Source organism: Pseudoalteromonas sp. Scap03 (assembly GCF_013393115.1).
Taxonomy (GTDB): domain Bacteria; phylum Pseudomonadota; class Gammaproteobacteria; order Enterobacterales; family Alteromonadaceae; genus Pseudoalteromonas.
In genome coordinates this window covers 137,987-161,537 of the sequence record NZ_VDEU01000001.1, presented here as the reverse complement: position 1 = coordinate 161,537, position 23,551 = coordinate 137,987, and the positions used below count along the sequence as shown (strand labels likewise).

Sequence of the window (23,551 nt, the reverse complement as noted above, 5' to 3'; positions counted from 1 at the left end):
CATGGTAAAGGAATATATTGTAAAAAAAGGTGATACATTATGGGATATATCTTCTAAGTATTTAGGCTCACCAATGGAGTGGCCACGATTATGGAAATTCAATAATCGAAAAGAAGTGGTAGCCATTACTAACAAACCGATAGTAAATCCTGATCTTATCTACCCAGGTCAAAAAATATTGATACCTTCTTTAGAGCACTCTAAAGTTGAGGCTAGACAAAATGCAAGAGTATTCAGCACTCCCAAAAACTCTTTAGATAAACGACCTAATAAAATTACAGCACCAATGTCATTAAGTTATAAACTAGATGATATCAGACAACCTCCTATTATAATCCCTAATGCTATTGTGGAAATTAAGATGACAGGTAACATTACGTTGTCTAGTGTTGATAAATTTCCTATTAATTATGTAATAAATGATAGAAAGTTAGAGGCTACAGTTACATCTCAAGCCAATAAAGCTTTTGGGGCATTAATTAGTGACACAAAGTTAGCTTTCGACGAAAAAACAAAAAAATTAACTCTTGGTACAAATATTATTTCTAAAAGTACAAATCCTAATTTGCCAACTACGTCTGTAGGCGTTGAGGTAAGTTCAAACTCTCCCCTTCTAAAGTTGAAGTATGAAGTCCATCTCCCTCAGTTAAAAGGAAAAATTAATCAGTTTAATTATTTGGCTGAAAAAGTATCATTTATTTTAGAGGTAACTTTTACGGGGTCTAATGGAAAAAGTGCAAGAGAGAACTCCGACAATAGCAGTGCATGGGATAAACCTTTAGCTATAGGTTTATTTGCTGGGGCGACATTAATCGTCATAGGTACATTAGTAGAGGATTACGTTACTTTTGGTGCGGGAGTTGCGGACGATCCTGCTAGTTTTGCTGCTGCTGCAGGTATGACTGCAAGAGGTGTTGTTTTATGGGGGTCTGCTAGGGCTGTTGTTATACCTGCTACTCTACCTGCTGTTGTTCGATTTACTACTTCAATAGTGCCAGCGGCGACATTCAGGCATGCTCATTAGAAGGGATTTTATAAATGAAAAAATTAGTGTTCGTTTTTTTGTTATTAGTTAGTGCGTGTTCATATTTAGAAAGTGAAACAGAGCAAGCAAACCGTTTATCCAAAACATACCAAGTAGACATTCAAGCTGGTGAACCCCGTTTATTTTTCCCAGAGCAATTTACAGTAAGTGATGGAGAGGCTCCAATTCTTGAAATGGAAATGACTACGCTTGCAGATGCTTCTGAGTCACTTGATGGTATTGAGGCCGCATTAACGACATACCCTCAAGGGTTTGTTGCTGAAGTAATTGACGCTATTTATCTCTCTGGTCCTATGCTTATGGAAGGAGCTGAAGCGGGTGGGACATACTCAAGCAACTCCATAATTCTAGTTAATCTCTCAGGATGGAATGGCACGAATTTTAATTTCGAAAATTCGTTGAAAGGGGTTCATCATGAATTAAGCTCGTTGGTTTATATGCGTTCACCTTTCGTTATTTTTGCATGGCAAGCTTTGCTGCCAAAAGAGTGGAAGCCTGTATCCTCGAACTATGAGGCTTTAACGCAAGATAGAAATATAGGGCCTGATTATGAAAATGGATTTTTATCTAGATATGGTAAAACTAATGTTGAGAACGACTTTAATATTTATGCTGAATTTGCCTTTGCTGAACCTGAAAAACTGCGGGAACTTGCCGCTACCTACCCAATAATAGCTAAAAAGCTAAGTTTGTTTATTACCGCGTATTCGCAGTTTTCGGCTAAATATCAGCAAGACTTTGAAGATTATTTTGCAAGAACAGGTTTGAGTGATGTTGCTGTACAGCCTGAGAATTTTGAAATGACTATCCATTTAGATTTAAACGATCTTAAGCCACAGATAAGCCAGTAATGTATTAAGTAGTAAAAATAACAAAAAAGAGGGGAGGCTCCCCTTTTTTGTTATGCATTATTAATGCTTTGAATGGAAACTTAATTTTTCACGTCATCTTCGTGAAGATCTTTAAACAGCTCCCCTTGGGGATGCTCAAAAAATTCATCATCTTCTTCTTCATCTACAACCAGCATTTGATCTTGCGCGGTGGTTTCTTCAATGCGCGGATCCATCGTAGCGGCCAGTGGCGAGTTTGTAACATCGGATGTACCGACCACATAATCACTGGGTTCTGGCTGTTCAACTTTTTGTTTAGAGTTAATAAAGGTTAGTAGTAAGTACATAGCCACGGTTAATAGCGAAATTGACGCATACAATGCTTGGTGACCAAAGTAGGTCATCAGCTGTGCGTTAAGTGTTGAGCCTATTGCTGCACCGGCGCCAAAAGCGACTAATAATGCAGATGATACGCCTACGCGCTCTTCGTCCTCAACACGCGAATTAGCTAGCGCCGAACAAAGCGGATATAAAGTAAACGCAAATAAACCAAAGATAAAAGTGAGTATGTAAGCTGTTAGTTGTGAAGTAGGCAATAAAAACAATGCCAAACTTACAACACCGATAGCTGCTGCATTAGTTCGAATTAATACGCTACGACGAATGCGATCAGAGAGCATCCCCATTGGCCACTGGGCTAGCAAACCAGCAAAAATAGTCACTGACATAAAAATAGCAATTTCTGCGGCACCAAAGCCAGATAGCTTAGCAAATATAGGCGCTAGGCCATAAAAACTACCATTGATAATGCCTGCAAAGTGCACCGCAGTAAGCGACTGTGGCACTTTTTTAGCGTAATCAAACAGGCTCATTTTTATCGGCTTTAACGGTTTTGGGTGAATTCTACGAGTGATAGAAATTGGAATAATACCGATAGCCAACGCCATGCAGACTAAAAATAGCGGTGCATACCCTAGCTCAGGAAATTGTGCGAGCGCTAGTTGGCCTAAAATCATCCCTAAGTAAGAGGTGATCATATAAAAAGAGAAGACTCGCCCGCGAGACTCAGGCGCTGATTGTTCGTTTAGCCAGCTTTCTAGCACCATGTAATTACACATCATCCCTAAGCCAACAAAAAGCCTAAGGCCTAACCAAATATATAGATTGTCGCTTACTCCGTGTGCGGCCACACAGGCTGTCACTGCAGCGGTACTAGCGGCAAATGTTCTGATGTGACCCACCGATTTAATTAAATGGTAACCAAGCTTTGAACCCAGTAATAAGCCAAGGTAATAACACGAGGTCATTAGGCCTATCCAAAACGTAGACGTGCCTTGTTTACCTAAATACAGGGCTAAATAGGTTGTAAGTAAGCCGGTACCAATAATTAAAAATAAATTGGCAAAATATAGTGATGGAAATGATTTCATTTAAATGCAAATTATTGAGCTAAGACAACTAGATACTAGAGCAAGCATGAAGGTTTTCCAAGCTGTAAAAAATGTGTTCTGTAATAATGATCACGTAACGTAAGAATATAGAGTGTCCGATAAATTATTTATTAATAAAAATAGCTTTGGATAAAATAGCGACCTAAAAATCGGGCGGGTGAGTGCAATGCTAGAATAGCGAGTGTATTGCAGGTATTATGCTTAAAGATAATTTTAAGCATTACTTACTCTTTAGAGAGGAAGTTAGGGTCTGTTGACCTTTTAAGGTTAAATTTGCAGCAGTCTGTTTGGTATTTAGGCAAGGCAGCGCATATGTGGTGTGGTTATTCCCCATAAATAGGCGATAACGCAGCATCAATGCCAAACAGGCGCTGCCCGAAGGGTTCTGCCTAGGGGCGATTTACTCTTTGTTGCTCGGTTTTTACTTAGCCCACTAGGTTACAAACCTCGCGCCGCGATTAAACAGCCCCTAGTTTGAACAAATTTTAATCCGCAAAGGTCAACAGACCCTAATGGCAGCAGTAATATTTTTTTGGAATTAAAAATGACCAGTGATAATCAAGCTATAAATAAGCGTAAAAAGAATAATCCGCTTATCGAAATCGTATTTAATATCATCATACCTTCAGTCATTTTAATGAAATTTTCAGGGCCTGAATATTTAGGCAGCGTGATTGGCTTAATTGTGGCGCTTATATTCCCTATTAGTTACGGTATTTATGATTTTATAAAAGCGGGCTCATTAAATTTTATTTCACTTTTGGGCTTTTTAAGTACTTTGCTTACCGGTGGTATTGCGCTGTTTGAGCTTAATGTTGAGTGGTTAGCAATTAAAGAAGCGGCTATACCAGCAATCATTGGTTTTACCGTGCTGATGTCGGGCTTTTTTGGTAAACCCTTGCTAGCCAAGCTCTTATTAAACTCACTTTTATTTAAGTTAGACACTATTTACGATGCCCTTGATGAGCGCGGCAATACGCAAAACTTTAAACAAAAGATTACTAATGCTAATTACTTATTAGCGCTGACCTTTGTGTTTTCATCAACGATGAATTACCTCTTAGCTAAATGGATTGTTACTAGCCCAGCAGGTAGCGTGGAATTTAACGAGCAACTTGGTGAAATGACGCTATTGAGTTATCCAGTGATCGCGATTCCATCTATGATAATGCTGATTGGAATTTTTATTTATGTGATTAAAGTGCTGACCAAGCTGACCGGTATGAAGTTTGAAGAAATGGTTAATGCCGAGTAGATATAACGCATAAAAAACCGTTGTTTAGCAACGGTTTTTTTTGCTATCAATATTTACTTGTAGTGAGAGTAAAGTTGGTAATTAGTTCTGTGGTACGGAATAAGTTTATAGTTTGGTTGTAAAAAAGTGACTAAGTCGGTGAGTTCAGATACGGTCATGGTATCGTTAAATACCGTCATTTTTGAGCTGCCATCTTCATTTCTGGCGTCGGGTCTATAAGGCCTAGAAAACCGATGTGAGGGGTTGATCACTGACGTGACCAGCTCAGCATAAGAAATTATTTTGGTTTTATTACCTCCTAGCTTAATAGAAATATCGTCATGTTTTGTTACGCTGCTATCTTCAACGCCTGCAAGGGTGTGACATGCCAAGCACTTATATTTTAAAAACACGGCTTTACCTTGTTCTGCATTCCCCTCTGGCAAGCTAAAACCTCGTGGAGAATCAACTCCTTTATCACAGCCTGTGAGTGCAATTAAACACACGATTAGTAGAGTGTATTTCATTAGAGCTCCTGTATTCTCAAATTAATTTTACGCATTACTAACGCAAACTCATTTGCGTCAACAAATGCTTCTTTTAAGAAATAGCCTAATTTGAGTGTAGTCAAAGAGTGGCGAATAGCCTAATTGTTGTGCATATATGCTCAAGGAGAATAACTAAAGAGTTGAATGATAATTAATGATGGAATGAAACATCACAAGCATGAAAAAGCCCAGCAACTTGCTGGGCTTCGTAAACTGAACGTTTACCATAAATATTAACTGTTCAATTGGCCTGTAGATGACTCTATGTGGGCGCGAACAAACCATTGGTATTGCTCAAGCTCTGCAAGTTGCGCAATGATCATATCTTCAGATACCGGATCAAGCTCACCGAGTGACTCAATAGCTTTACGATGATCACCGTTAACGCCGTTATATACTTTATCTAATGCAGCTAGGTGTTCAGTTACTAAACCTTTGCCTATAGCGTAATCTTCCCATGTACGACGATCAACAATTGATTTTGGTGTACCAACAGGCACGCCGCCTAAAGTGGCAATACGTTCTGCTATGGTGTCGGTCATTTCACGCACGGTTTCAACTTGTGGGTCTAGCATTTCATGTACGCCAATAAAGTTTGGACCTACTACATTCCAATGAATATGTTTTAAAGTTAGCTGTAAATCAATTAGCGCTACCATGCGATCTTCTAGAACAGATATTGCTTTACTTGCTGATTCATTTTCTACACCGGGAGCGGTAAATTCAGCGACTTTGTTTGCATTATTACTGTTACTCATTATGCCTCCTACTATTTCAAAATAGTGTTCGCTTAACTCAAGTGAGTGTTTTAATTGCGATAACGAACACGTCTGTTCTAATAGAAGCAATGAGCATGCCGTTAGATTTTTTATTGTAAGTTACTGAAATTTGATGATTTATTTTTTTTAATAAAGCTTTAAGGAGTATTTAGCTTAAAGGGGTATGAAAAACATGCACTTTTTTTGTAAATTCTGCAAAAAATACATTTAAAAATGGAGTACTTTAAAGGCTCTTTTTGCCTAAGGTATTTAGGCAAAAAGAAAAGTAGAGTTCAGGGTTTAATCGCTATAGCGTTTTTTAATATTGATGTGCTTTTAATACTTCAAGCGGAATAATGTCGAGCGCTTTTTGGTTTGTCGCTTCAAGTACCACAGGAGGAGCAACGCTCGCAGCAATGGCATGATACCAACGAATCGCACATAAACACCACTTATCGCCAGCTTTTAAACCAGCAAAATCATACAAAGGATTAGGGCTAATTAAATCGTTACCTTGCGCCTTGGAAAACTGCAAAAATTCGTCGGTCATAATGGCGCATACACTATGATTGCCAAAGTCTGAATCTGGTACATAGCAAAATCCCTCTCGGGTATAGCCACCGTTGCCACAGCAAAGTTGTAAGCGAGTTCCTAGTACATTTAATTGATTAGCCATATGAAAACTTACCTTGTAATAACCATTAAAAGCAGGGGGTTTACCATAGCAGGCTGTTAGTGACTTAGCTATCTATGCTGTTAATTTTATATATCTTTTAAGCGAATAAAAACTGCACTTAGTGAAGCCAAATGCAGTTTTTATTAAATAAGGGATTTACGAGAGCAGTGCTGCAGCTAAACGCACAAAATCAGAAGACGTTAAAATACCTACTAGCTGACCTTGCTCGCTCACAACGGGCATGCAACCGTGGCGATTATCTACAAAAAATTTAACGACATCTGATAGCGGCTGCTCTGGCGTTACACTGATAAAATCACTCACCATAATATCTTCTACTTTTGTGAGTTTTTCTTTGCGTTGTAATGCATTAGCACCAAACGTTGCCATGATCCCCATAACTTTGGCGACCATTATTTTTTGGGTAAGCATACCGACAAATGCGCCGTCTTCGTCAATAACAGGAATATGACGAACGTTTTTTTCTTTCATTAAATTGTGTGCGTCATGCAAAGTGCTTTTTATGTTTACCGAAAATGGGTTAGCTGTCATTAAGTCTGTAACGTTTTGACTCATGTTTATTCCTTTATATTATCTGCAGTGTATCAGCATATATTAGCGTTATTTTTAAGCTTTGCACCTTATTCAGATCAAGGTTTTTACGTATTTTATAAACTGAGGGAGAAGAGGCAACACTTAATTAAATGCCAAAAAGCATTTAATTAAGTGCTTAAAACTACTGGTAAGTGTTATTCATAGCCACGTGGTGTTTTAGTTTTGATAACTGCGATGTATCCATGCCAACTAGCGTAACTAAGTAGTGGCATAATAATAATGAATCCAGCGGCACCTGCAGCAAAGCCCAGCGCTACCAGTACGAATATACAAATTGACCACACAACCATGGCTGCAAAGTTTTCTTTGACTGCGTGGATTGAAGAAACGACTGCGGTCATTATATCAACACGTCTTTCCATCATAATTTGCGGGGTAAATGCTGAGATTGAAAACACACTGACCAACAAAATTCCGCCGATAATACTGCCTATAGTTAAAAACGCAGAAAGTTCTTCAAAGGTGGGGTTTACATGGTTTGGATATAATGCATGCACAATTGCAGCTAGGCGCATCCAAATAATCATAATCACCATGAGTAATACCGCAAAACCCCATTCACCTACGGGGTTACGAAACATTGATTTTAATGAATGGCTTAATGTAGGTTTGTGGCCTTTTTCAAGTTCCCAGGCTACATCGTATAGGCCAACGGCGAATACCGGACCGATTAAAGCAAAAGCAACGGTTGCAGGTAAAATAGCTAAGTGGCTGTCGGTAAGTACAACAGAGTAAACAATCGCTACCGGAATAAGCGTGAAGATTAAACCGTAAATTAAACTTAACATGGGCGCGCGCGCCATATCTTTAAACGCTAACGAAAGCCAGTGAAAAGCGGCAAATGTATTTACTTTGTTGCACTCTAAACAACGTGCGAATTTAGTGTCTTTATCTATTGTGTTTGTAGTTGGCATAAAGATGCTCCTTTTTTAGTCACCTTTTAGGTTTAGAACATAGATGTTCTATTTACAACTCATAAACGCTTATACGCAAGATTTAGTCGCTTTGTTCATTTGTTAGTCATTTTTGTTGGGTTAGCTATTTTGTTTATTTAAATATATGTTTGAGCATGTACTTAAAAAGTGGGTTCGTATTTCTTTTCCACAGTGGTAATCTAAGCCCTGAAGCTAATTTTAAGAGACCGTAATGAAGGAAAATAAACAACAATTTCAAGGAGCTTTACTGGGTAGTAAACGGTTTTTACCTCTGTTTGTGACGCAGTTTTTCTCTGCTTTAAATGACAATGTTTATAAGCAATCAATCCTGCTTATTTTAATTTTTCAGGCTGCTACGGTAGCTGATGGTGCCTTTTATTCTAATCTGGCGGCAGGATTATTTATTTTACCGTTTTTTCTATTTTCAGGCATGGCTGGGCAAATTGCAGAAAAGTTGGAAAAATCAAAACTGATCAGCATGGTAAAGTTTTGCGAAATTCCTATTATGCTGGTGGGTGTAGTATCGATTTTAACCGAGCAGGTTTGGTTAATGTTAGGTACTGTATTTTTAATGGGTTTACAAAGCACTTTTTTTGGGCCGCTTAAGTACTCTATTTTACCGCAGCATGTGGCCCCAAATGAGCTAACTAAAGCGAATGGACTGGTGGAGTCGGGCACTTTTGTCGCTATTTTATTGGGCACCGTATTTGGCACCTATTATATAACCCAAACAGCGGGCCCTATTTATATCAGTATCGCAATAGTAAGCCTTGCAGTTATTGGCTTTTTAAGCAGTCGATTTATTCCTAAAAGTGCAGCCAATAATGCTAACTTAAAAGTATCGATTAACCCTATTACTTCAACCAAAAGTGTTTTTAATGCGCTTAACGCACAAACCGAGTCGGTGGGTAAGTCAGTATTAGGGATCAGTTGGTTTTGGCTTATTGGTGCGGTGATACTAACGGCGCTCCCTAATTACGTAAAACATGTAATGGGAGGTGATGAGTTGGTGGTGACAGCTGCTTTAGTGGTGTTTTCGTTGAGTATTGCATTGGGGTCTTTATTGTGTGAAAAGCTATCGCGCTCACGTATTGAGTTAGGTATTGTGCCTTTTGGTGCACTATTAATTACCTTATTTTTATATTTACTAAGCCAAGAGCCTGGTATTGAATTTTATCACCAAGTGAGTGAGTTACAGCTTACTCTTGAACAAGTGATTAATACCGGCGATATGCTCTGGCATTTTGTTTGGATGGCAGGAATTGGTATTGCCGCAGGGTTTTATACGGTACCTTTGTATGCACTCATTCAGCAGCGTACTCACCCCGATAGCCGTTCACGAGTAATTGCAGCTAACAATGTGTTAAATGCATTGTTTATGGTTGGCAGCGCCGTTTTAAGTATTGTTACTTTAACGCTATTACACTGGGATATTTCACAATTACTGTTGTTATTAGCAGGGCTTAATTTACTAATATCGCTGTACATATACACCAAAGTACCGGAGTTTTTCTTACGTTTTATTATCTATATTTTAGCGATTTGTATGTATCGTGTGCGCACTAAAGGCCAGCTCAATATTCCCGATGAAGGAGCTGCGGTGGTGGTAAGTAATCATGTTAGCTTTGTTGATTGGATGTTTATTTTAGCGGCGTCACCTAGGCCTATTCGGTTTGTTGTATTTGCTCCTATTTACTATTCACCGGCACTTAATTGGTTATTTAAAATGGCCAAAGCCATTCCAATCGATAGTCAAAAATCAAATCCTAAGGCGTTTAATAAAGCTTTTGATGACATTGCGCAAGCACTGGAACGTGGTGAGCTGGTGGGTATTTTTCCTGAAGGAAAGCTCAGCGGTGATGGCGAGGTTGATGTATTTCGCCGTGGCATTGAAAAAATAATTCAGCGCACGCCTGTGCCTGTTATCCCTGTTCATTTAGATGGATTATGGGGCAGTATGTTTAGTCGAAAAACTAAATGGCGACTACCTAGACCCAAATGGTCGTTGGTAAGCGTAGCGATTGGTGAGCCAGTTGCGTCTGAAAATGTGAGTGCCGATGACTTACGTGATCGAGTACTTGCTTTAAAGTAGCTTTACAATAAAAAAGCGCTGCAATTAATTGCAGCGCTGTGGTTGTATTACTTAATGGTTATTAACGGTCTAAATTCATTACTTTAGTCCATGCCGCAACAAAGTCTTCTACAAACTTTTGTTTTGATGTATCAAAGGCATACACCTCAGCAACTGCACGTAGTTCTGAATTTGAACCAAAAATCAGATCAACCGAAGTAGCAGTGTACTTTTGCTCACCCGACTGACGATCAAAGCCTTGATAAATACCAGCATCAGACGATTTTTTCCATACCGTCGACATATCTAATAAGTTAACGAAGAAATCGTTATTTAGTGTACCTGGCTTATCAGTAAATACGCCGTAGTCAGTGCCTTTGTAGTTTGCATCAAGTGAGCGTAAGCCACCAACTAATACAGTCATTTCAGGAACTGTTAGGTCAAGCTGATCCGCTTTATCAATCAGCATTTCAGTTGGTGATTTATAGCTTTTCTCTGCATCAAAATAGTTTCTAAAACCATCGGCAGGAAACTCTAATAAGCTAAATGCATTAACGTCAGTTTGTGCTTGTGTAGCATCACCACGGCCAGCATTAAACGGAACGTCTACTGAGTAGCCTGCATCTTTGGCTGCTTTTTCAATCGCTGCATTACCACCAAGCACAATTAAATCAGCAAGCGATACCTGGCTTTTACTAAATAAGCTGTCGTTAAAGTCAGCTTGAATCGCTTTTAATACTTTAAGTACTTTTGCGGTTTCTGCTGGATTATTTACTGCCCAATCTTTTTGTGGTGCTAGCGCAATACGTGCGCCATTGGCTCCGCCGCGCATATCTGAATCACGGTAACTAGCGGCCGATGCCCATGCCACACGTACTAACTCAGGTACACTTAGGTTCGAGTCTAAAATAGCAGTTTTCAGCTCTTTTACTGCACCAGCATCAATGTTTGATTTAGTCTCTGCTGAAATAGGGTCTTGCCAAATTAAGTCTTCTTTTGGTACTTCTTTACCTAAAAAGTTACGTGGTGGTCCCATATCTCTATGAGTTAATTTGTACCATGCTTTAGCAAAGGCTAGTTGATACTCTTTAGGGTCATTTAAAAAGCGTTCAGCAATTTTGCGATATTCAGGATCAAATTTTAACGCTAAATCGGCAGTGGTCATTACCGGTGGGTTAAATTTACCCTTAACGTGCGCATCAGGTACTGACTTATGTAATGATTCATCTGTTGGGATCCACTGAATAGCGCCAGCAGGACTGCGAGTTTGTTTCCACTCAAAGTTAAGTAGGTTGCTTAAGTATAATGATGACCAGCGAGTAGGTGCTTGTGTCCATGCGCCTTCTAAACCACTAGATACGGTATCTTCAGAGTGACCTTTACCACATTTATTTTTCCAGCCTAAACCTTGCTCTTCAATACCTGCTGCAGCAGGCTCTGCACCCACACAGTCTTTAGGTTTGTGCGCACCATGCATTTTACCAAAGGTGTGACCACCGGCGATAAGTGCTAGGGTTTCTTCATCGTTCATCGCCATGCGAGAAAACGCAACGCGAATGTTCTTAGCTGAACCAATAGGATCAGGAACCCCTTTAGGCCCTTCTGGGTTTACATAAATTAAACCCATGTGAGTTGCACCTAGCGGGCGTTCTAGTTTGCCGCTGGCATCTTCACGGTCGCTGGCAAGCATTTCTACTTCAGGACCCCAGTAAACCATGTCTGGTTCCCAATCGTCAGTACGACCACCAGCAAAACCATAGGTTTCAAACCCCATGTTTTCTAAGGCAACATTACCGGCTAATACGATTAAGTCTGACCATGAAAGGGCTTCACCGTATTTCTGTTTAATTGGCCAAAGTAAACGGCGCGCTTTATCCAAGCTTACGTTATCTGGCCAGCTATTAAGCGGCTCAAAACGTTGTTGACCACCGCCAGCACCACCACGGCCATCAAGCGTACGATAGGTACCTGCACTGTGCCAGGTCATACGAATAAAAAATGGGCCATAGTTACCAAAATCTGCTGGCCACCAATCTTGAGATTGAGTTAGTAGAGCGTCGATATCACTTTTTACAGTGTCTAAATCTAGGCTGTTAAATGCCTCTGCATAATTAAAGTCACTACCGTAAGGGTTTGAACGTAGATCATGATCGCGAAGAGGAGATAGGTTAAGTTGATCTGGCCACCAAAATTGGTTGGTTCTGGTTGCCCCCATTTTTGCCTCACCCATGCCTACAGCACCTTGTGGCTTAGACATTTGTGGTTTTTCTTGACTAAAAGCAGAGCCAGACATAAGTGCCACACTTATAAATCCAACAAGCGCTTTTTTTGTAAATGATCGGTTTTTCATTGTCAGCTTCCTTAAAGTTAACGAATCTCGTTATATACAAAGCGTATTAAAAATAGGGTCTACTCATTTAAAAACAGTAGGTTGATACTTCATTCAAGTTGTTAAACAAGCCTGAATGACTGAGCGATGGGAATAGTATAGTAAAGGGGCTAAAAACTGTGTGCGAAATAAAGCGATTGATGCAATCTATAAAAATGATTTATTGAAGTTAATTAATTAAATAAACGAATCACTAAAGAACTTTGAAAGCGGCAGACATAAAAAAGCCCAGCGTAGGCTGGGCTATTAAATTAAAGTCAGTGTTATTGAGTTTTCATTAATTTACTGGTGATCACACCTGAGGTCATAGCACCCGATACATTGAGTGCAGTGCGCGCCATGTCTATCAATGGTTCAATAGAAATAAGTAAAGCCACTACCTCTATAGGTAGTCCCATGGTCGGTAATACAACCAACGCTGCGAAGGTAGCACCGCCGCCAACACCTGCAATACCAAACGAGCTAATAACCACAATACCAATTAGCGGTAAAATAAACTCAAATGTAAGTGGGTCAATCCCCACGCTTGGCGCAACCATCATTGCAAGCATAGCAGGGTAAATACCGGCACAGCCGTTTTGACCTATGGTAGCTCCAAAAGAAGCCGATAAATTAGCAATTGCAGGTGGCACTTTTAACTGGTTAATTTGCACGTCAACATTCATAGGAATCGATGCCGCTGAGCTACGTGAGCTAAAGGCAAAGGTAAGCACAGGCCAAATTTTTTCAAAGTAATGTTTTGGATTAACGCCGACTAAGCTAAGCAGTAAACCATGCACAACAAACATTAATAAAATAGCCACGTAAGAAGCCACAATAAAGGCGAGTAAATTTAAAATATCGTTACTACTAGAGTTTGCCACAACACTTGCCATTAGGCCTGCCACACCATAAGGCGTTAGTGCAATTACCATACGAACTAAGCTCATTATTGTTGCTTGTAGGGCGTTTACACCGTTACGAATTGGGCTAGCAAGTTCTGTTTTTTCAAGCATTACTTTACGTGCAGCTATACCAACAAGTACACCAAATATAACCGTGGCAATAATAGAGGTTGAACGTTGATTACTTAAATCCGCAAAGGGGTTTTCAGGAATAAAGCTCAGTAGCATTTGCGGCACACTTAGGTCGGCTACATTCGCGGCTTTGTTTTGTAGGGTGTCCATTCTAGCGGCTTCACGAGTACCCGAAACAAGTCCTTCAATGCTCAAGTCAAATCCATACGTTACCGCAATACCAATTAACGCTGCAATTGCAGTAGTAAACAGTAAAACAGAAATACTAATAAAGGATATTTTTCCTAGCGAGCCTTGGTTCTCAAGCTTAACCACTGCGGCAATCATAAAGACTAATACCAGTGGCATAATGATCATTTTTAGTAACCCGACATAGCCTTTACCTACTATGCTGACCCAGCTGAGTATTTCTTTAATGGTTTCTGGTGAGTTGGCAAATAAAAACTGTAGGGCTAAACCAAAGGCACTACCAAGCACTAAACCAAATAAAACGGTACGAGATAAAGAGCTGCTTTTTTGCGAAACAAGATAAATAGCAAACAGCAAACCGACAAATAATGCCAACATTAATAATACAGCAAGCGACATGGTACCCTCTTTTATAGCTGTGAATTAGCGCGGCACTTTAACGCTTTGTAAGGTGTTAACAAAATACGCTTTCGCTATGGGATAGAATTAAAATGAATATAGTAATAATATTAAAGTATAACGAATAAACATTTTATCGAACAAGCCTATTCATATGCTTGTATTTTTATTTAATTTATGGGAGTTACTATGGATCGTAAGTCTGGTTTAAAGCGTAAGTCTTGTACTAATTATTTAGTTAACGTGTTCACTTTAGATTTATTTAAAAATAGGGAGTAAAGGTATGTTAAAGGCAATAATGACGCTGGTGATGGTTTTAGTGGTTAGCGGATGTTCAACCCAGTATCCAAATCAAGCGCTGCTTGGTAAGCAATTTCCCACTGTTACAGGAGAAAGCTTAGAGCAACAGTCATTCACTATTCCTGATGACTTTAACAACCCACATACGTTGCTATTAATTGGTTATAAACAAGATAGCCAGTTTGATATTGATCGTTGGCTTATTGGTTTAGATATGACTGCAGTTGATGTGACTGCCTATGAGTTACCAACCATTCAGGGCATGGTTCCTCGTATGTTTAGTACCTTAATTGATAGCGGCATGCGTAAGGGGATCCCAAAAGAGTTGTGGGGTGGGGTGATCACAATTTACAAAGATGGCGATAAAGTTCAGGCATTTACTGGCAACGAAAACCCTAATAACAGTCGTGTAATACTGCTTGATGAGAGTGGCAAAATTATTTACTTTTACGACCGTGGTTTTTCTGTATCGGCATTAAATAATTTAAAAGCGGTTTTGGAAAAGCAATAAGTTGTAGTTAAATTTAGTTGCCTTTGGGCACGCTATTATTAAGTTAGCGTGCCACGTTAAAAGGATTACTCGCTAACGTTATTTCTGCCTTTTTTCTTAGCTCTATAAAGGGCTAAATCGGCATTTTTTAATGCCTCATCAAAGCTTTGTTTTGCCGCTCTTTGCGCTACACCAATAGAAACCGTCACGTTTACCGTTTTGTGGTCGCTTGGCTGTTTACCTTTGCGAGATTTTTTATCGGTGCGTTTTGGGTTTCTGATCACCATGTCGTAGGTGGCAATATTTTCGCGCAGTGTTTCTAGTTCAGGGATTGACTGCTCGGCTGTTTTACGCGGGAACACCACCGTAAATTCTTCTCCACCATAACGGTAAATTTTGCCACCCCCTTTAATGCCAGTCATTTTAGCCGCCACTAGCTTTAACACTTGGTCGCCAATATCGTGGCCATAGGTATCGTTGAATTTTTTAAAGTGATCAATGTCGAGCATAGCAACGGTGTATTTTCGCCCTAATGATAAAGCAAGCTGATTAAGTGCTCGCCGCGTTGGTAAGCTGGTTAAATCGTCTCTATAGGCTAAATAATAAGAGTCTGTACTTACTGCCAATAAATACAAAGAAGCCATAAGCACGGCTATTACAGACCAAGGAAAATCAATAATGTGTTGCTGATTAAGGCACCACACAATAAAAGTAATTAATAAGGCGGTTTGAGTCAGGTTATGGGCTCTTAAGCTTTGCCAAATAAGCAAGCCGCCAATTATTGAAAGCGGTAAAACAATGGGTAAATAAGGAAGCAGCTGAGTATAAAAAGAAGATTGTATTGTTAGTTCTTGCAAGTGTTGGCTCAGTGCTAACCAAGCAAATGCAGTACCGCCACAGACAATAACGAGTAAACTGCGAGTTACTGTGTGTATTGATAAGAGCGCTCTATCTTTTATAACTGCCAATAGCATTAATAAACTTGTAGCGCATAATAAGGTCCAGTCAGGTTGCGCTTTAAGCCAGTTAGACCAAGGTAAAGCGTAGTCTAATGAAGATAAATAAAGCACCCAAAATGCGCAAAGTAATGCAACTCGACTTCGATTAAACTGAGTAGCAAATACAGCAGTAATAATCAGTAATGGATAAACAAGATTATTAATAAGAGAGAGCTTACTTTGCCATTGAGCTTGAAACTGAACTAATAATAAAAATAAGCCACATAGACCTAAAAGGCTCAAAGAAGTTGATTTAACTCCTGCTAATTTTAACAACCTATGCTCCAAAGACCGATGTCTAAAAAATAAAGGCTTATTGTATTCATATTGAGAAATATTACTACTTTAATGCTTGTTAATTATTTAAAAACAATACTTTAAAACTAATTTAAATGACTTTTATCGACATTTTTTAACCAAATGTATGATATTTTCGATAAGGTAAAAACAGTGATAAGACTTATTTGGGAGATTTAGATAGAGTGGATTATCGCGCTTTTAGCAATTTTAGAGGCCATCCATGGCCATTTTGCTAATCGTTTTTGTAGCGAGGATAATCACTGTAGCCTTGCTCAGTGCCACCATACATAGTAGTAGCATCGGCTTCATTTAATGGCCAATTATGTTTAATACGCGCTGGTAAATCAGGATTGGCAATAAAAGGGCGACCAAAAGCAAATAAATCTCCATAACCTTTAGCTAGCATTGCCACAGATTTATCAACTGTGTATTTACCTGCGTAAATAATACGTCCAGAAAATTCTGCGCGTGCCGCTTGGTAAAATTGCTCTGGCAAATCAGGGGCATTGTCCCAATCGGCTTCAGCAATTGAAAGATAAGCAATACCCGCTTGCTCAAGTACTTTAATGGCTTCTATATAAGTATGTTGAGGGTCTGATTCTACTAATCCTAAATAAACACGGGTTTCATCAGTACTGCTAAATAGCGGCGCAAATCTAACCCCTAAACGCTCAGCGCCAACTACATCACTAACGGCAGCAACAATCTCTTTTAAAAAGCGTAAGCGATTAGTCAGTGAGCCACCGTATTCATCTTCACGTTGGTTACTATGCTCAGAAATAAATTGGTTTACTAAGTAGCCATTAGCACAATGCAGTTCCACACCATCAAACCCAGCCTCTAGCGCATTACGGGCAGCTTGTGCATACATGCCAACAAGCTCTTTGACTTCATTTGTTGTTAAAGCTTGCGGTTCACTTGGATCGGCTAAAGCGCCTTGAGCTGGCCCTGTTTCTATAAACACTTTCACACTATCAGCTGCTATTGCTGAGGGAGCAACAGGTTTGGCTTCATTTGGTTGTAGGCTAGTATGCGATACACGGCCTACATGCCAAAGCTGGGCAAAAATAACTCCCCCTTCTGCATGCACGGCATTAGTCACTTTTCTCCAGCCATCGATTTGTTCTGCAGAGTAAATACCGGGTGTCCAAGCGTATCCTTGTCCTCTGGGTTCAATTTGAGTGCCCTCGGTAACCATAAAGCCAGCACTTGCACGTTGCGCATAATAGGTGGCCATTACTTCGTTGGGGATATTGCCAGGTACTGTACTGCGTGAGCGGGTAAGTGGCGGCATAACAATACGATTTTTCAGGGTATATGGCCCTAAACTAATGGATGAAAATAAACTGTCGATATTTTTACTCGGTTGACTCATTTTAATACCTTTTAAATTAACTATGCTGCTGAGCGCTTATAACAATGCTGGTGAGCATAGGGATTTAAAGCTACAATTTGAAACAACACTTTTTTGTTTTAGATACAATTATGAATGGTATAGGTCGGCTGGATATAAAGCAGTTGCGAGTTTTAAGCGCTTTGCTCAAATTAAAAAATGTATCGCATGTTGCGCAAAAAATGGGGCTAACTCAGCAAGCCATTAGTGAGCAGCTGCGAAAATTACGCGACTTATTTGATGATAGGCTGTTTATTCGTCAAGGCAATACGATGCTGCCAACGCCAAAAGCGCTGGCGCTTGAACTATCAATTAATCAAATTCTGAGTCAACTAGACGCATTATTAGTGCCGTCACAGTTTTCCCCGCAGAGTTATCAAGGCGTTTTTACTATAAGTGCTACGGACTATGCGATTGCTGCACTTTTACCTCAATTATTAGCAATTACTCGCAGTGAAGCGCCAGGTTTAAAGTTGATTGTTCGAGACTTCGCATCCGATAACGTTAACCAGCTTATCAGCGCAGGGGAGCTTGATTTACTGATTAGCTTTGTTGAATTTATTCCTGATAATTTAGTCTACGATACCCTATTTGAAGAACAACATATTTGTATTGCAGGCGCACATGCGCCCACACCTTCAAAGCCTTTGAGCTTATCTGAGGTTGCGAGCCGGCCGCAGTTGGTGGTGTCGGCATCTAGAGCAAACTTACGTGGTTCGCACGATCGCTGGTTTGCAGATAAAGGCTACAAACGAAATATTGTCATGTCAGTACCTGGGTTTTCATCAGTGCCTGATTTACTAAATACCACCGATTTAATTGCGTTTTACCCATCAAGGTTATTGCCAAATAGTAAGGTAAAGCAATTGGAGATTGAATTATTACCGCCGCCGTTTAAGGTGATTGCAGCATGGCATCCTCGCTCAAATAACAGCGATATTCATCAGTGGCTTATTGCACAATTAAAGCGTATTTAGACTGACTCTGCGTGAGCTAGATTTATTATTCACAGTTCAGGTTATATAATTAACCTGAACTCTAGATAATAAATCTATCTCAAGCAGCTATTTTGAGCGCTAACTGCGTTGAATTTACTTGCAATAGACTAGCTATTGACGCGTAATTTCGCCTTGTTTTCACTGAAAATCACTGGCTAGAGAAAATAAACATAAATATCATTTTGATTCAATATGTTAGTAAATCTCTTAACCAGAGTTCAGGTTAATTAGTTGGCGAATATCGCTTCCTGTTGGTGCTTCATGGGCACGTAACGAAAAGGCGGGTAAAACCGCTAATATATGATCAAATATATCTGACTGAATATTTTCATATTCACCCCAATTAGTGGTATTAGTGAATGCATAAATCTCAATAGGTAAACCTTGGGTTGTTGGCGCTAATTGCCTTACCATTAAGGTCATACCTTGATGAATATGTGGGTGCTGTTTTAATAGCGCGACCAAATAGTGACGAAATGTACCCACATTAGTTAGCCTGCGGCCATTTAAAGTGCAGCTCATATCTACTTTTTTAGTGATGTTTTGCTCCTCAATAACCAATAGCGTACTTTCAAGGTACTCACTTAGTAAATCGGCTTTTTTAAGGGCAACAACTGCGGCTTCGTCTAAAAAGTGCACACTACTCATTTCAAGGTGAATGCTGCGTTTTATCCGGCGTCCACCAGAGTCTGACATACCGCGCCAATTTTTAAATGAGTCGGAGATCAAGGCATAAGTAGGAATGGTGGTAATGGTTTTATCCCAATTTCTTACTTTAACCGTGGTTAACGCAATATCAATAACATCACCGTCGGCACCGTACTTAGGCATTTCTAACCAGTCACCTACCGCCAGCATATTATTGGCAGAGAGCTGAATACCTGCTACTAATCCTAAAATAGCGTCTTTAAATACCAGTAATAACACCGCAGACAGAGCGCCTAAGCCGCTTAGTAAAATTAACGGTGATTTATTCATTAACAATGAAACGGCTAAAATGGCAGTTAATACACTGGCAATAAGCTTAATTGTTTGCAAAAAGCCGCGCAGCGGAAAGTGAGCGCTTAAGGGGCGCTTATCGGAAATTGCTTGAAATATATCCAGTAAAGAAAATAGCGAAAGTAAGGCAAATAAAATGATCCATTGATCGGTGATCATTTGAATCAAATACAAAAACGTGGTGCCTTCGGGTACCCACAGTTGCGCCTGAATAACAACGACCGCTCCTTGTAAAACAAATGAGATATTACGAGCGAGCTTTTTTGCTGAATATAAAGGACTTTTGCTATCGGGTTGCGCAGCTTGTTCGCTAAAACGGTTTTTAACTAAACGCTGAGAAACCAGTCTTAAAATGAGGTGTAATATTAATGCAAATAGCGCAATCCAAGCCAATACAATCAGGTCGTACCATAAAAATGGACTTCCCGGAAAATAATCGCCAAACCATTGCAGTAAAAAATCTCGCAGCTGTGCGCGTGTTCCTGTCATTAATACTCCATAAGGACGCTATTATTAATTACTTATTATTAGTTAAGCAGCTGCAATGTAAAAAGTCTATTTAAGACTTTTTACATTATGTAGTTACAGTTTACCATGCTCGAGTTGCTGGCTGAGTTCTTCAAAAATACTTGGATCATCTATGGTTGATGGAATTTGCAGTTCTTCACCATCAATTAACTGCCGCAGGTTTTTACGTAAAATTTTGCCAGAACGGGTTTTTGGTAATCGCTCTACACACATAATATTTTTAAGGCACGCAATAGCACCAATTTGATTACGCACGGTTTGCACCAATTGCTGTTCTACCTCTTTATGTGAGCCATGAAAATCATTTTTTAGCACCACCATCGCCATTGGGTTTTGCCCTTTTAACGCATCACTAATACCAAATACTGCACATTCAGCCACAGCTGGGTGCGCGGCAACAATTTCTTCCATTTCACCGGTGGATAGACGGTGCCCTGCGACATTAATTACATCATCGGTGCGACCCATAATAAAGAGGTAGCCATCGCCATCAATATAACCGCCATCACCAGATAAATAGTAGCCCTCATATTCAGCCAAATAACCAGCCTTAAAACGAGCCGTATTTTTCCAAATTGTCGGTAAGCATCCCGGTGGTAAAGGTCGCTTTATAACAACCGCGCCTTGTTCATTCGGAGCACATTCATCCCCATTCATATCTAAAATTCTTACATCAAATCCAGGTGTTGCAACTGTTGAGCTTCCTGCTTTTGTTGGCAGGTGTTCAATGCCAACAGGGTTACACGCAATTGCCCAGCCCGTTTCTGTTTGCCACCAATGATCAAGCACCGGTAAACCTGTTTTTTCTTTGAGCCAATCGTAGGTAGGTGGGTCTAAACGCTCTCCGGCTAAAAATAATCGTTTCAGACTAGAGGTATCGTATTGTTTAAAGCCATCGGCATTGGGATCCTCTTTTTTAATCGCGCGAAACGCAGTGGGGGCACTAAATAGGGCATTCACTTTGTATTCTTCTACTACGCGCCAAAAAGCACTGGCATCGGGGGTTCTAACCGGTTTTCCTTCAAATAAAATAGTTGCGCATCGATACATAAGTGGCGCATACACAATATACGAATGACCCACTACCCAGCCAATATCAGAGGCGGCCCAAAATACGTCACCGGGTTTCATGCCGTATACGGTTTCCATGCTGTAATGCATAGCAACCGCATGGCCGCCATTTTCACGCACCACACCTTTAGGTGTCCCTGTTGTGCCAGAGGTGTATAAAATATAAAGTGGATGATCGCCACTGACCGCAACGGGATCAACCGGTGTGGCTGTTTGCATTGCAACAGCCCAGTCAATATCACGTTCGGGCATAAGCGGTGCGGTGGCTTGCTCACGCTGATAAATAATACAGTGTTCAACTTTATAGCTAGCAGCTTCAACCGCGTTATCGAGTAATTCTTTGTACTCAATTACAGTATTAACTTCTACACCACAGGAGGCACTGAGTACCAATTTGGGCTTGGCGTCATCAATCCGTACCGCTAATTCATGCGCTGCAAAACCGCCAAATACAACAGAATGAATAGCGCCAATTCGGGCACATGCCAACATACCAATTACGGCTTCGGGGATCATGGGCATATAAATCACTACGCGGTCGCCTTTAGTCACTCCTAAAGACTGCATTACCCCTGCAAATTTAGCGACCTCTTGCTGCAGTTGTAAATAGCTATAACTGCGTTTGCTATTGGTAACCGGTGAGTCATAAATTAACGCTGTTTCATTACCATGCCCAGCGATGACATGCTGATCTACGGCTAAAAAACAGCTGTTAAGTTGGCCGTCTGCATACCAGTGGTGTAGTCCTTCTTGATCTTGTGTGTATGCGGTTTCTGGAGCCTTGTACCAAGGTAGTCGCTTACTTTGTGATAACCAAAACGCTGCTGGGTCTTGTTTAAACTCGTTGTAATGTTGTTTGTATTCACCTGACATAAAGGCTCCTAAGGAAAATATAATCTAACGTAATTTAAAACTAAGCGCTTTTTATCAGCAGTGATATTCGACTATGGTCGGTTAAATAGTAAGCGATGTTTTTGTTTTTTGGCCAACGTGATGATTGTATAGAACTAAAAAGTTCCAACTAATGTAAAATGTTTCAGTAATTAATGAGAGTAAATGGATATAAGAATGAATCAAATGGTCAGAGTAGGCGTTGCAGTAATAGTAATGCATGATAATAAAATTTTACTCGGTGAACGGATAGGCGCACATGGCGCAAATACGTGGGCAACCCCTGGAGGGCATTTAGAATTTGGTGAAACTGTTGAGCAATGCGCTGTGCGTGAAGTAGTAGAAGAGACTGGGCTCAATGTCACTAATATTCGTAAACTCGATTTTACCAACGATATTTTTAGCGCAGAGAACAAACATTATATTACCTTATATATGCAAGCAGACTATGAAGGCGGAGAGGTTATAAATAAAGAGCCTCACAAATGTTTACAGTGGCGTTGGTGCGATATTAATGACTTGCCCGCACCTTTGTTTATCTCATTAAAAAATTATCTAGCACAGAATACCTTGCCCGCTAAGTATTAAAGGTTTTTTGGCATAGGGAGTTGCCATTTATTTAAAATTTGCTGATATTCACCACTTTCCTTGATGGCATTTAACCTATCGCTAATAATTTTTGCTGTGTGTGAGTCAAACTGATTACTGGCTGCAAAATGCAAAGAAGAGGGTAACTCATCTAAGTGGATGCGTTTTGAAATTAAATTAGGGTCGAGCCCGGTGCGCTTTAATTCGTTTTCAAGTGTGAGCGTATTGGTTACAACAAAGTCGATACGATTTTTATATAGCATTTTCCAGAGCTGTTGATAATAACTGACTAATACTAGGTTTTCATTTTCAGTAAAGCCTTTAGTTTCTAAATAAGCTTGTGCAGAGTAGCCGCGAATAGTGGCTACTTTGTACTCTTTAGCAAAATTTAAATGAATCACTTCATCTTTGTGGTTACTTAAACTAACTAGGTATGCGTCCGCAAAGTAGACTTTACCTAGCCACTTATATTGATGATGTCTGTTTGGTGTTTTTAGCAGTGACATTATTATGGCATTAGGATTGGCTCGTTGCTGTTGGAATATTCTAGCCATTGGCATTATTTCAAACTTTGCTGTTAAATCAGTGCCATTTAAAACTGCTTTAGCTATATCGACCAGCGCGCCCTGTGCTTCACCTTGAGGGTTTTTAAAATGATAAGGCGGTAAATCTTCAGCGATAAAGGTAACAGGGGTGGCGTTGCAGAACGCACTATAAAAAAACAATACAAAAACAGTTAACACCATACGCAAAAGCATAAATAATTGTCTTTAAAGCAATACTATAACGCTAGTGTAAAGAAAAACATTAATAAGGTACATGATAAATGTATATTTTAA

The 23,551-nt window shown here is 39.8% G+C and carries 20 protein-coding genes; 7 read left to right on the top strand and 13 right to left on the bottom strand.

The annotated features are described in order from the left end of the window. Position 1 precedes the first annotated feature (1 nt). Together FHG08_RS00710 and FHG08_RS00705 are read left to right on the top strand one after the other, a co-directional pair. Positions 2–1,024, top strand: coding sequence for a LysM peptidoglycan-binding domain-containing protein (locus tag FHG08_RS00710; protein WP_232735521.1), 1,023 nt, complete (start codon positions 2–4; stop codon positions 1,022–1,024). A gap of 14 nt (positions 1,025–1,038) precedes the next feature. Beyond that, on the top strand, positions 1,039–1,896 hold the full coding sequence (locus tag FHG08_RS00705) for a hypothetical protein (RefSeq protein WP_178956545.1): 858 nt from the start codon (positions 1,039–1,041) through the stop codon (positions 1,894–1,896). Positions 1,897–1,976: 80 nt separating this feature from the next. On the opposite strand, the gene FHG08_RS00700 is transcribed toward FHG08_RS00705, so the two are convergent. Beyond that, on the bottom strand, positions 1,977–3,305 hold the full coding sequence (locus tag FHG08_RS00700; RefSeq protein ID WP_178956544.1) for an MFS transporter: 1,329 nt from the start codon (positions 3,303–3,305) through the stop codon (positions 1,977–1,979). Positions 3,306–3,870: 565 nt separating this feature from the next. Here FHG08_RS00700 and FHG08_RS00695 point away from each other — a divergent pair. Next, the gene (locus FHG08_RS00695) at positions 3,871–4,581 is read left to right on the top strand and encodes a VC0807 family protein (protein ID WP_178956543.1); all 711 of its coding nucleotides are present in this window, start codon (positions 3,871–3,873) and stop codon (positions 4,579–4,581) included. A 53-nt stretch (positions 4,582–4,634) separates the two neighbouring features. Here the strand turns inward: FHG08_RS00695 and FHG08_RS00690 are convergent, their stop codons facing one another. From FHG08_RS00690 to FHG08_RS00670, 5 genes are all read right to left on the bottom strand, one after another. Further along, on the bottom strand, positions 4,635–5,087 hold the full coding sequence (locus tag FHG08_RS00690) for a c-type cytochrome (RefSeq protein WP_138608716.1): 453 nt from the start codon (positions 5,085–5,087) through the stop codon (positions 4,635–4,637). A 254-nt stretch (positions 5,088–5,341) separates the two neighbouring features. Further along, a complete protein-coding gene (dps, locus tag FHG08_RS00685) occupies positions 5,342–5,866 on the bottom strand; it encodes a DNA starvation/stationary phase protection protein Dps (RefSeq protein WP_178956542.1) in 525 nt (174 codons plus the stop codon). Positions 5,867–6,185: 319 nt separating this feature from the next. Next, the gene (locus tag FHG08_RS00680) at positions 6,186–6,542 is read right to left on the bottom strand and encodes a DUF2237 family protein (RefSeq protein ID WP_178956541.1); all 357 of its coding nucleotides are present in this window, start codon (positions 6,540–6,542) and stop codon (positions 6,186–6,188) included. A 156-nt stretch (positions 6,543–6,698) separates the two neighbouring features. After that, complete coding sequence (locus FHG08_RS00675; RefSeq protein WP_138608710.1) at positions 6,699–7,118, bottom strand: HPP family protein; 420 nt, start codon at positions 7,116–7,118, stop codon at positions 6,699–6,701. Positions 7,119–7,291: 173 nt separating this feature from the next. Next, positions 7,292–8,071, bottom strand: coding sequence for a DUF2189 domain-containing protein (locus FHG08_RS00670; protein ID WP_008111401.1), 780 nt, complete (start codon positions 8,069–8,071; stop codon positions 7,292–7,294). Positions 8,072–8,303: 232 nt separating this feature from the next. Between FHG08_RS00670 and FHG08_RS00665 the strand changes: the two genes are divergently transcribed. Next, a complete protein-coding gene (locus FHG08_RS00665) occupies positions 8,304–10,184 on the top strand; it encodes an MFS transporter (protein ID WP_178956540.1) in 1,881 nt (626 codons plus the stop codon). Between the two features lie 61 nt (positions 10,185–10,245). On the opposite strand, the gene katG is transcribed toward FHG08_RS00665, so the two are convergent. Next, positions 10,246–12,513, bottom strand: coding sequence for a catalase/peroxidase HPI (gene katG / locus FHG08_RS00660; protein WP_178956539.1), 2,268 nt, complete (start codon positions 12,511–12,513; stop codon positions 10,246–10,248). A 302-nt stretch (positions 12,514–12,815) separates the two neighbouring features. Next, on the bottom strand, positions 12,816–14,156 hold the full coding sequence (locus FHG08_RS00655; RefSeq protein WP_178956538.1) for an L-cystine transporter: 1,341 nt from the start codon (positions 14,154–14,156) through the stop codon (positions 12,816–12,818). Between the two features lie 283 nt (positions 14,157–14,439). Here FHG08_RS00655 and FHG08_RS00650 point away from each other — a divergent pair, with 283 nt between their 5' ends. Further along, positions 14,440–14,967 (top strand): hypothetical protein, encoded by a 528-nt coding sequence (locus FHG08_RS00650; protein ID WP_131691630.1) that lies wholly within the window; start codon positions 14,440–14,442, stop codon positions 14,965–14,967. A 65-nt stretch (positions 14,968–15,032) separates the two neighbouring features. Here FHG08_RS00650 and FHG08_RS00645 read toward each other — a convergent pair whose 3' ends face one another. Both FHG08_RS00645 and FHG08_RS00640 read right to left on the bottom strand, forming a co-directional pair. After that, positions 15,033–16,220: a diguanylate cyclase gene (locus FHG08_RS00645; protein ID WP_256729572.1), complete on the bottom strand. Its 1,188-nt coding sequence runs from the start codon at positions 16,218–16,220 to the stop codon at positions 15,033–15,035. Positions 16,221–16,476: 256 nt separating this feature from the next. After that, the gene (locus FHG08_RS00640; RefSeq protein WP_178956536.1) at positions 16,477–17,619 is read right to left on the bottom strand and encodes an alkene reductase; all 1,143 of its coding nucleotides are present in this window, start codon (positions 17,617–17,619) and stop codon (positions 16,477–16,479) included. Between the two features lie 110 nt (positions 17,620–17,729). Between FHG08_RS00640 and FHG08_RS00635 the strand changes: the two genes are divergently transcribed. After that, positions 17,730–18,614: a LysR family transcriptional regulator gene (locus FHG08_RS00635; RefSeq protein WP_178956535.1), complete on the top strand. Its 885-nt coding sequence runs from the start codon at positions 17,730–17,732 to the stop codon at positions 18,612–18,614. A gap of 228 nt (positions 18,615–18,842) precedes the next feature. On the opposite strand, the gene FHG08_RS00630 is transcribed toward FHG08_RS00635, so the two are convergent. Together FHG08_RS00630 and FHG08_RS00625 are read right to left on the bottom strand one after the other, a co-directional pair. Then, positions 18,843–20,123, bottom strand: coding sequence for a mechanosensitive ion channel family protein (locus FHG08_RS00630; RefSeq protein WP_178956534.1), 1,281 nt, complete (start codon positions 20,121–20,123; stop codon positions 18,843–18,845). Positions 20,124–20,216: 93 nt separating this feature from the next. Next, the gene (locus FHG08_RS00625; protein ID WP_178956533.1) at positions 20,217–22,106 is read right to left on the bottom strand and encodes an AMP-binding protein; all 1,890 of its coding nucleotides are present in this window, start codon (positions 22,104–22,106) and stop codon (positions 20,217–20,219) included. Positions 22,107–22,301: 195 nt separating this feature from the next. On the opposite strand from FHG08_RS00625, the gene FHG08_RS00620 reads away from it, so the two are divergent. Further along, positions 22,302–22,712 (top strand): NUDIX hydrolase, encoded by a 411-nt coding sequence (locus FHG08_RS00620; RefSeq protein ID WP_178956532.1) that lies wholly within the window; start codon positions 22,302–22,304, stop codon positions 22,710–22,712. On the opposite strand, the gene FHG08_RS00615 is transcribed toward FHG08_RS00620, so the two are convergent. Beyond that, positions 22,709–23,470, bottom strand: coding sequence for an ABC transporter substrate-binding protein (locus FHG08_RS00615; RefSeq protein ID WP_178956531.1), 762 nt, complete (start codon positions 23,468–23,470; stop codon positions 22,709–22,711). The genes FHG08_RS00620 and FHG08_RS00615 overlap by 4 nt on opposite strands. Positions 23,471–23,551: the final 81 nt, after the last annotated feature.

What these genes read in the sequence shown, in the direction of transcription:
- FHG08_RS00710 (WP_232735521.1), top strand. Translation starts at nt 2, where the DNA reads ATGGTAAAGGAATATATTGTAAAAAAAGGTGATACATTATGGGATATA.
- FHG08_RS00705 (WP_178956545.1), top strand. Translation starts at nt 1,039, where the DNA reads ATGAAAAAATTAGTGTTCGTTTTTTTGTTATTAGTTAGTGCGTGTTCA.
- FHG08_RS00700 (WP_178956544.1), bottom strand. Translation starts at nt 3,305, where the DNA reads ATGAAATCATTTCCATCACTATATTTTGCCAATTTATTTTTAATTATT.
- FHG08_RS00695 (WP_178956543.1), top strand. Translation starts at nt 3,871, where the DNA reads ATGACCAGTGATAATCAAGCTATAAATAAGCGTAAAAAGAATAATCCG.
- FHG08_RS00690 (WP_138608716.1), bottom strand. Translation starts at nt 5,087, where the DNA reads ATGAAATACACTCTACTAATCGTGTGTTTAATTGCACTCACAGGCTGT.
- dps (WP_178956542.1), bottom strand. Translation starts at nt 5,866, where the DNA reads ATGAGTAACAGTAATAATGCAAACAAAGTCGCTGAATTTACCGCTCCC.
- FHG08_RS00680 (WP_178956541.1), bottom strand. Translation starts at nt 6,542, where the DNA reads ATGGCTAATCAATTAAATGTACTAGGAACTCGCTTACAACTTTGCTGT.
- FHG08_RS00675 (WP_138608710.1), bottom strand. Translation starts at nt 7,118, where the DNA reads ATGAGTCAAAACGTTACAGACTTAATGACAGCTAACCCATTTTCGGTA.
- FHG08_RS00670 (WP_008111401.1), bottom strand. Translation starts at nt 8,071, where the DNA reads ATGCCAACTACAAACACAATAGATAAAGACACTAAATTCGCACGTTGT.
- FHG08_RS00665 (WP_178956540.1), top strand. Translation starts at nt 8,304, where the DNA reads ATGAAGGAAAATAAACAACAATTTCAAGGAGCTTTACTGGGTAGTAAA.
- katG (WP_178956539.1), bottom strand. Translation starts at nt 12,513, where the DNA reads ATGAAAAACCGATCATTTACAAAAAAAGCGCTTGTTGGATTTATAAGT.
- FHG08_RS00655 (WP_178956538.1), bottom strand. Translation starts at nt 14,156, where the DNA reads ATGTCGCTTGCTGTATTATTAATGTTGGCATTATTTGTCGGTTTGCTG.
- FHG08_RS00650 (WP_131691630.1), top strand. Translation starts at nt 14,440, where the DNA reads ATGTTAAAGGCAATAATGACGCTGGTGATGGTTTTAGTGGTTAGCGGA.
- FHG08_RS00640 (WP_178956536.1), bottom strand. Translation starts at nt 17,619, where the DNA reads ATGAGTCAACCGAGTAAAAATATCGACAGTTTATTTTCATCCATTAGT.
- FHG08_RS00635 (WP_178956535.1), top strand. Translation starts at nt 17,730, where the DNA reads ATGAATGGTATAGGTCGGCTGGATATAAAGCAGTTGCGAGTTTTAAGC.
- FHG08_RS00630 (WP_178956534.1), bottom strand. Translation starts at nt 20,123, where the DNA reads ATGACAGGAACACGCGCACAGCTGCGAGATTTTTTACTGCAATGGTTT.
- FHG08_RS00625 (WP_178956533.1), bottom strand. Translation starts at nt 22,106, where the DNA reads ATGTCAGGTGAATACAAACAACATTACAACGAGTTTAAACAAGACCCA.
- FHG08_RS00620 (WP_178956532.1), top strand. Translation starts at nt 22,302, where the DNA reads ATGAATCAAATGGTCAGAGTAGGCGTTGCAGTAATAGTAATGCATGAT.
- FHG08_RS00615 (WP_178956531.1), bottom strand. Translation starts at nt 23,470, where the DNA reads ATGCTTTTGCGTATGGTGTTAACTGTTTTTGTATTGTTTTTTTATAGT.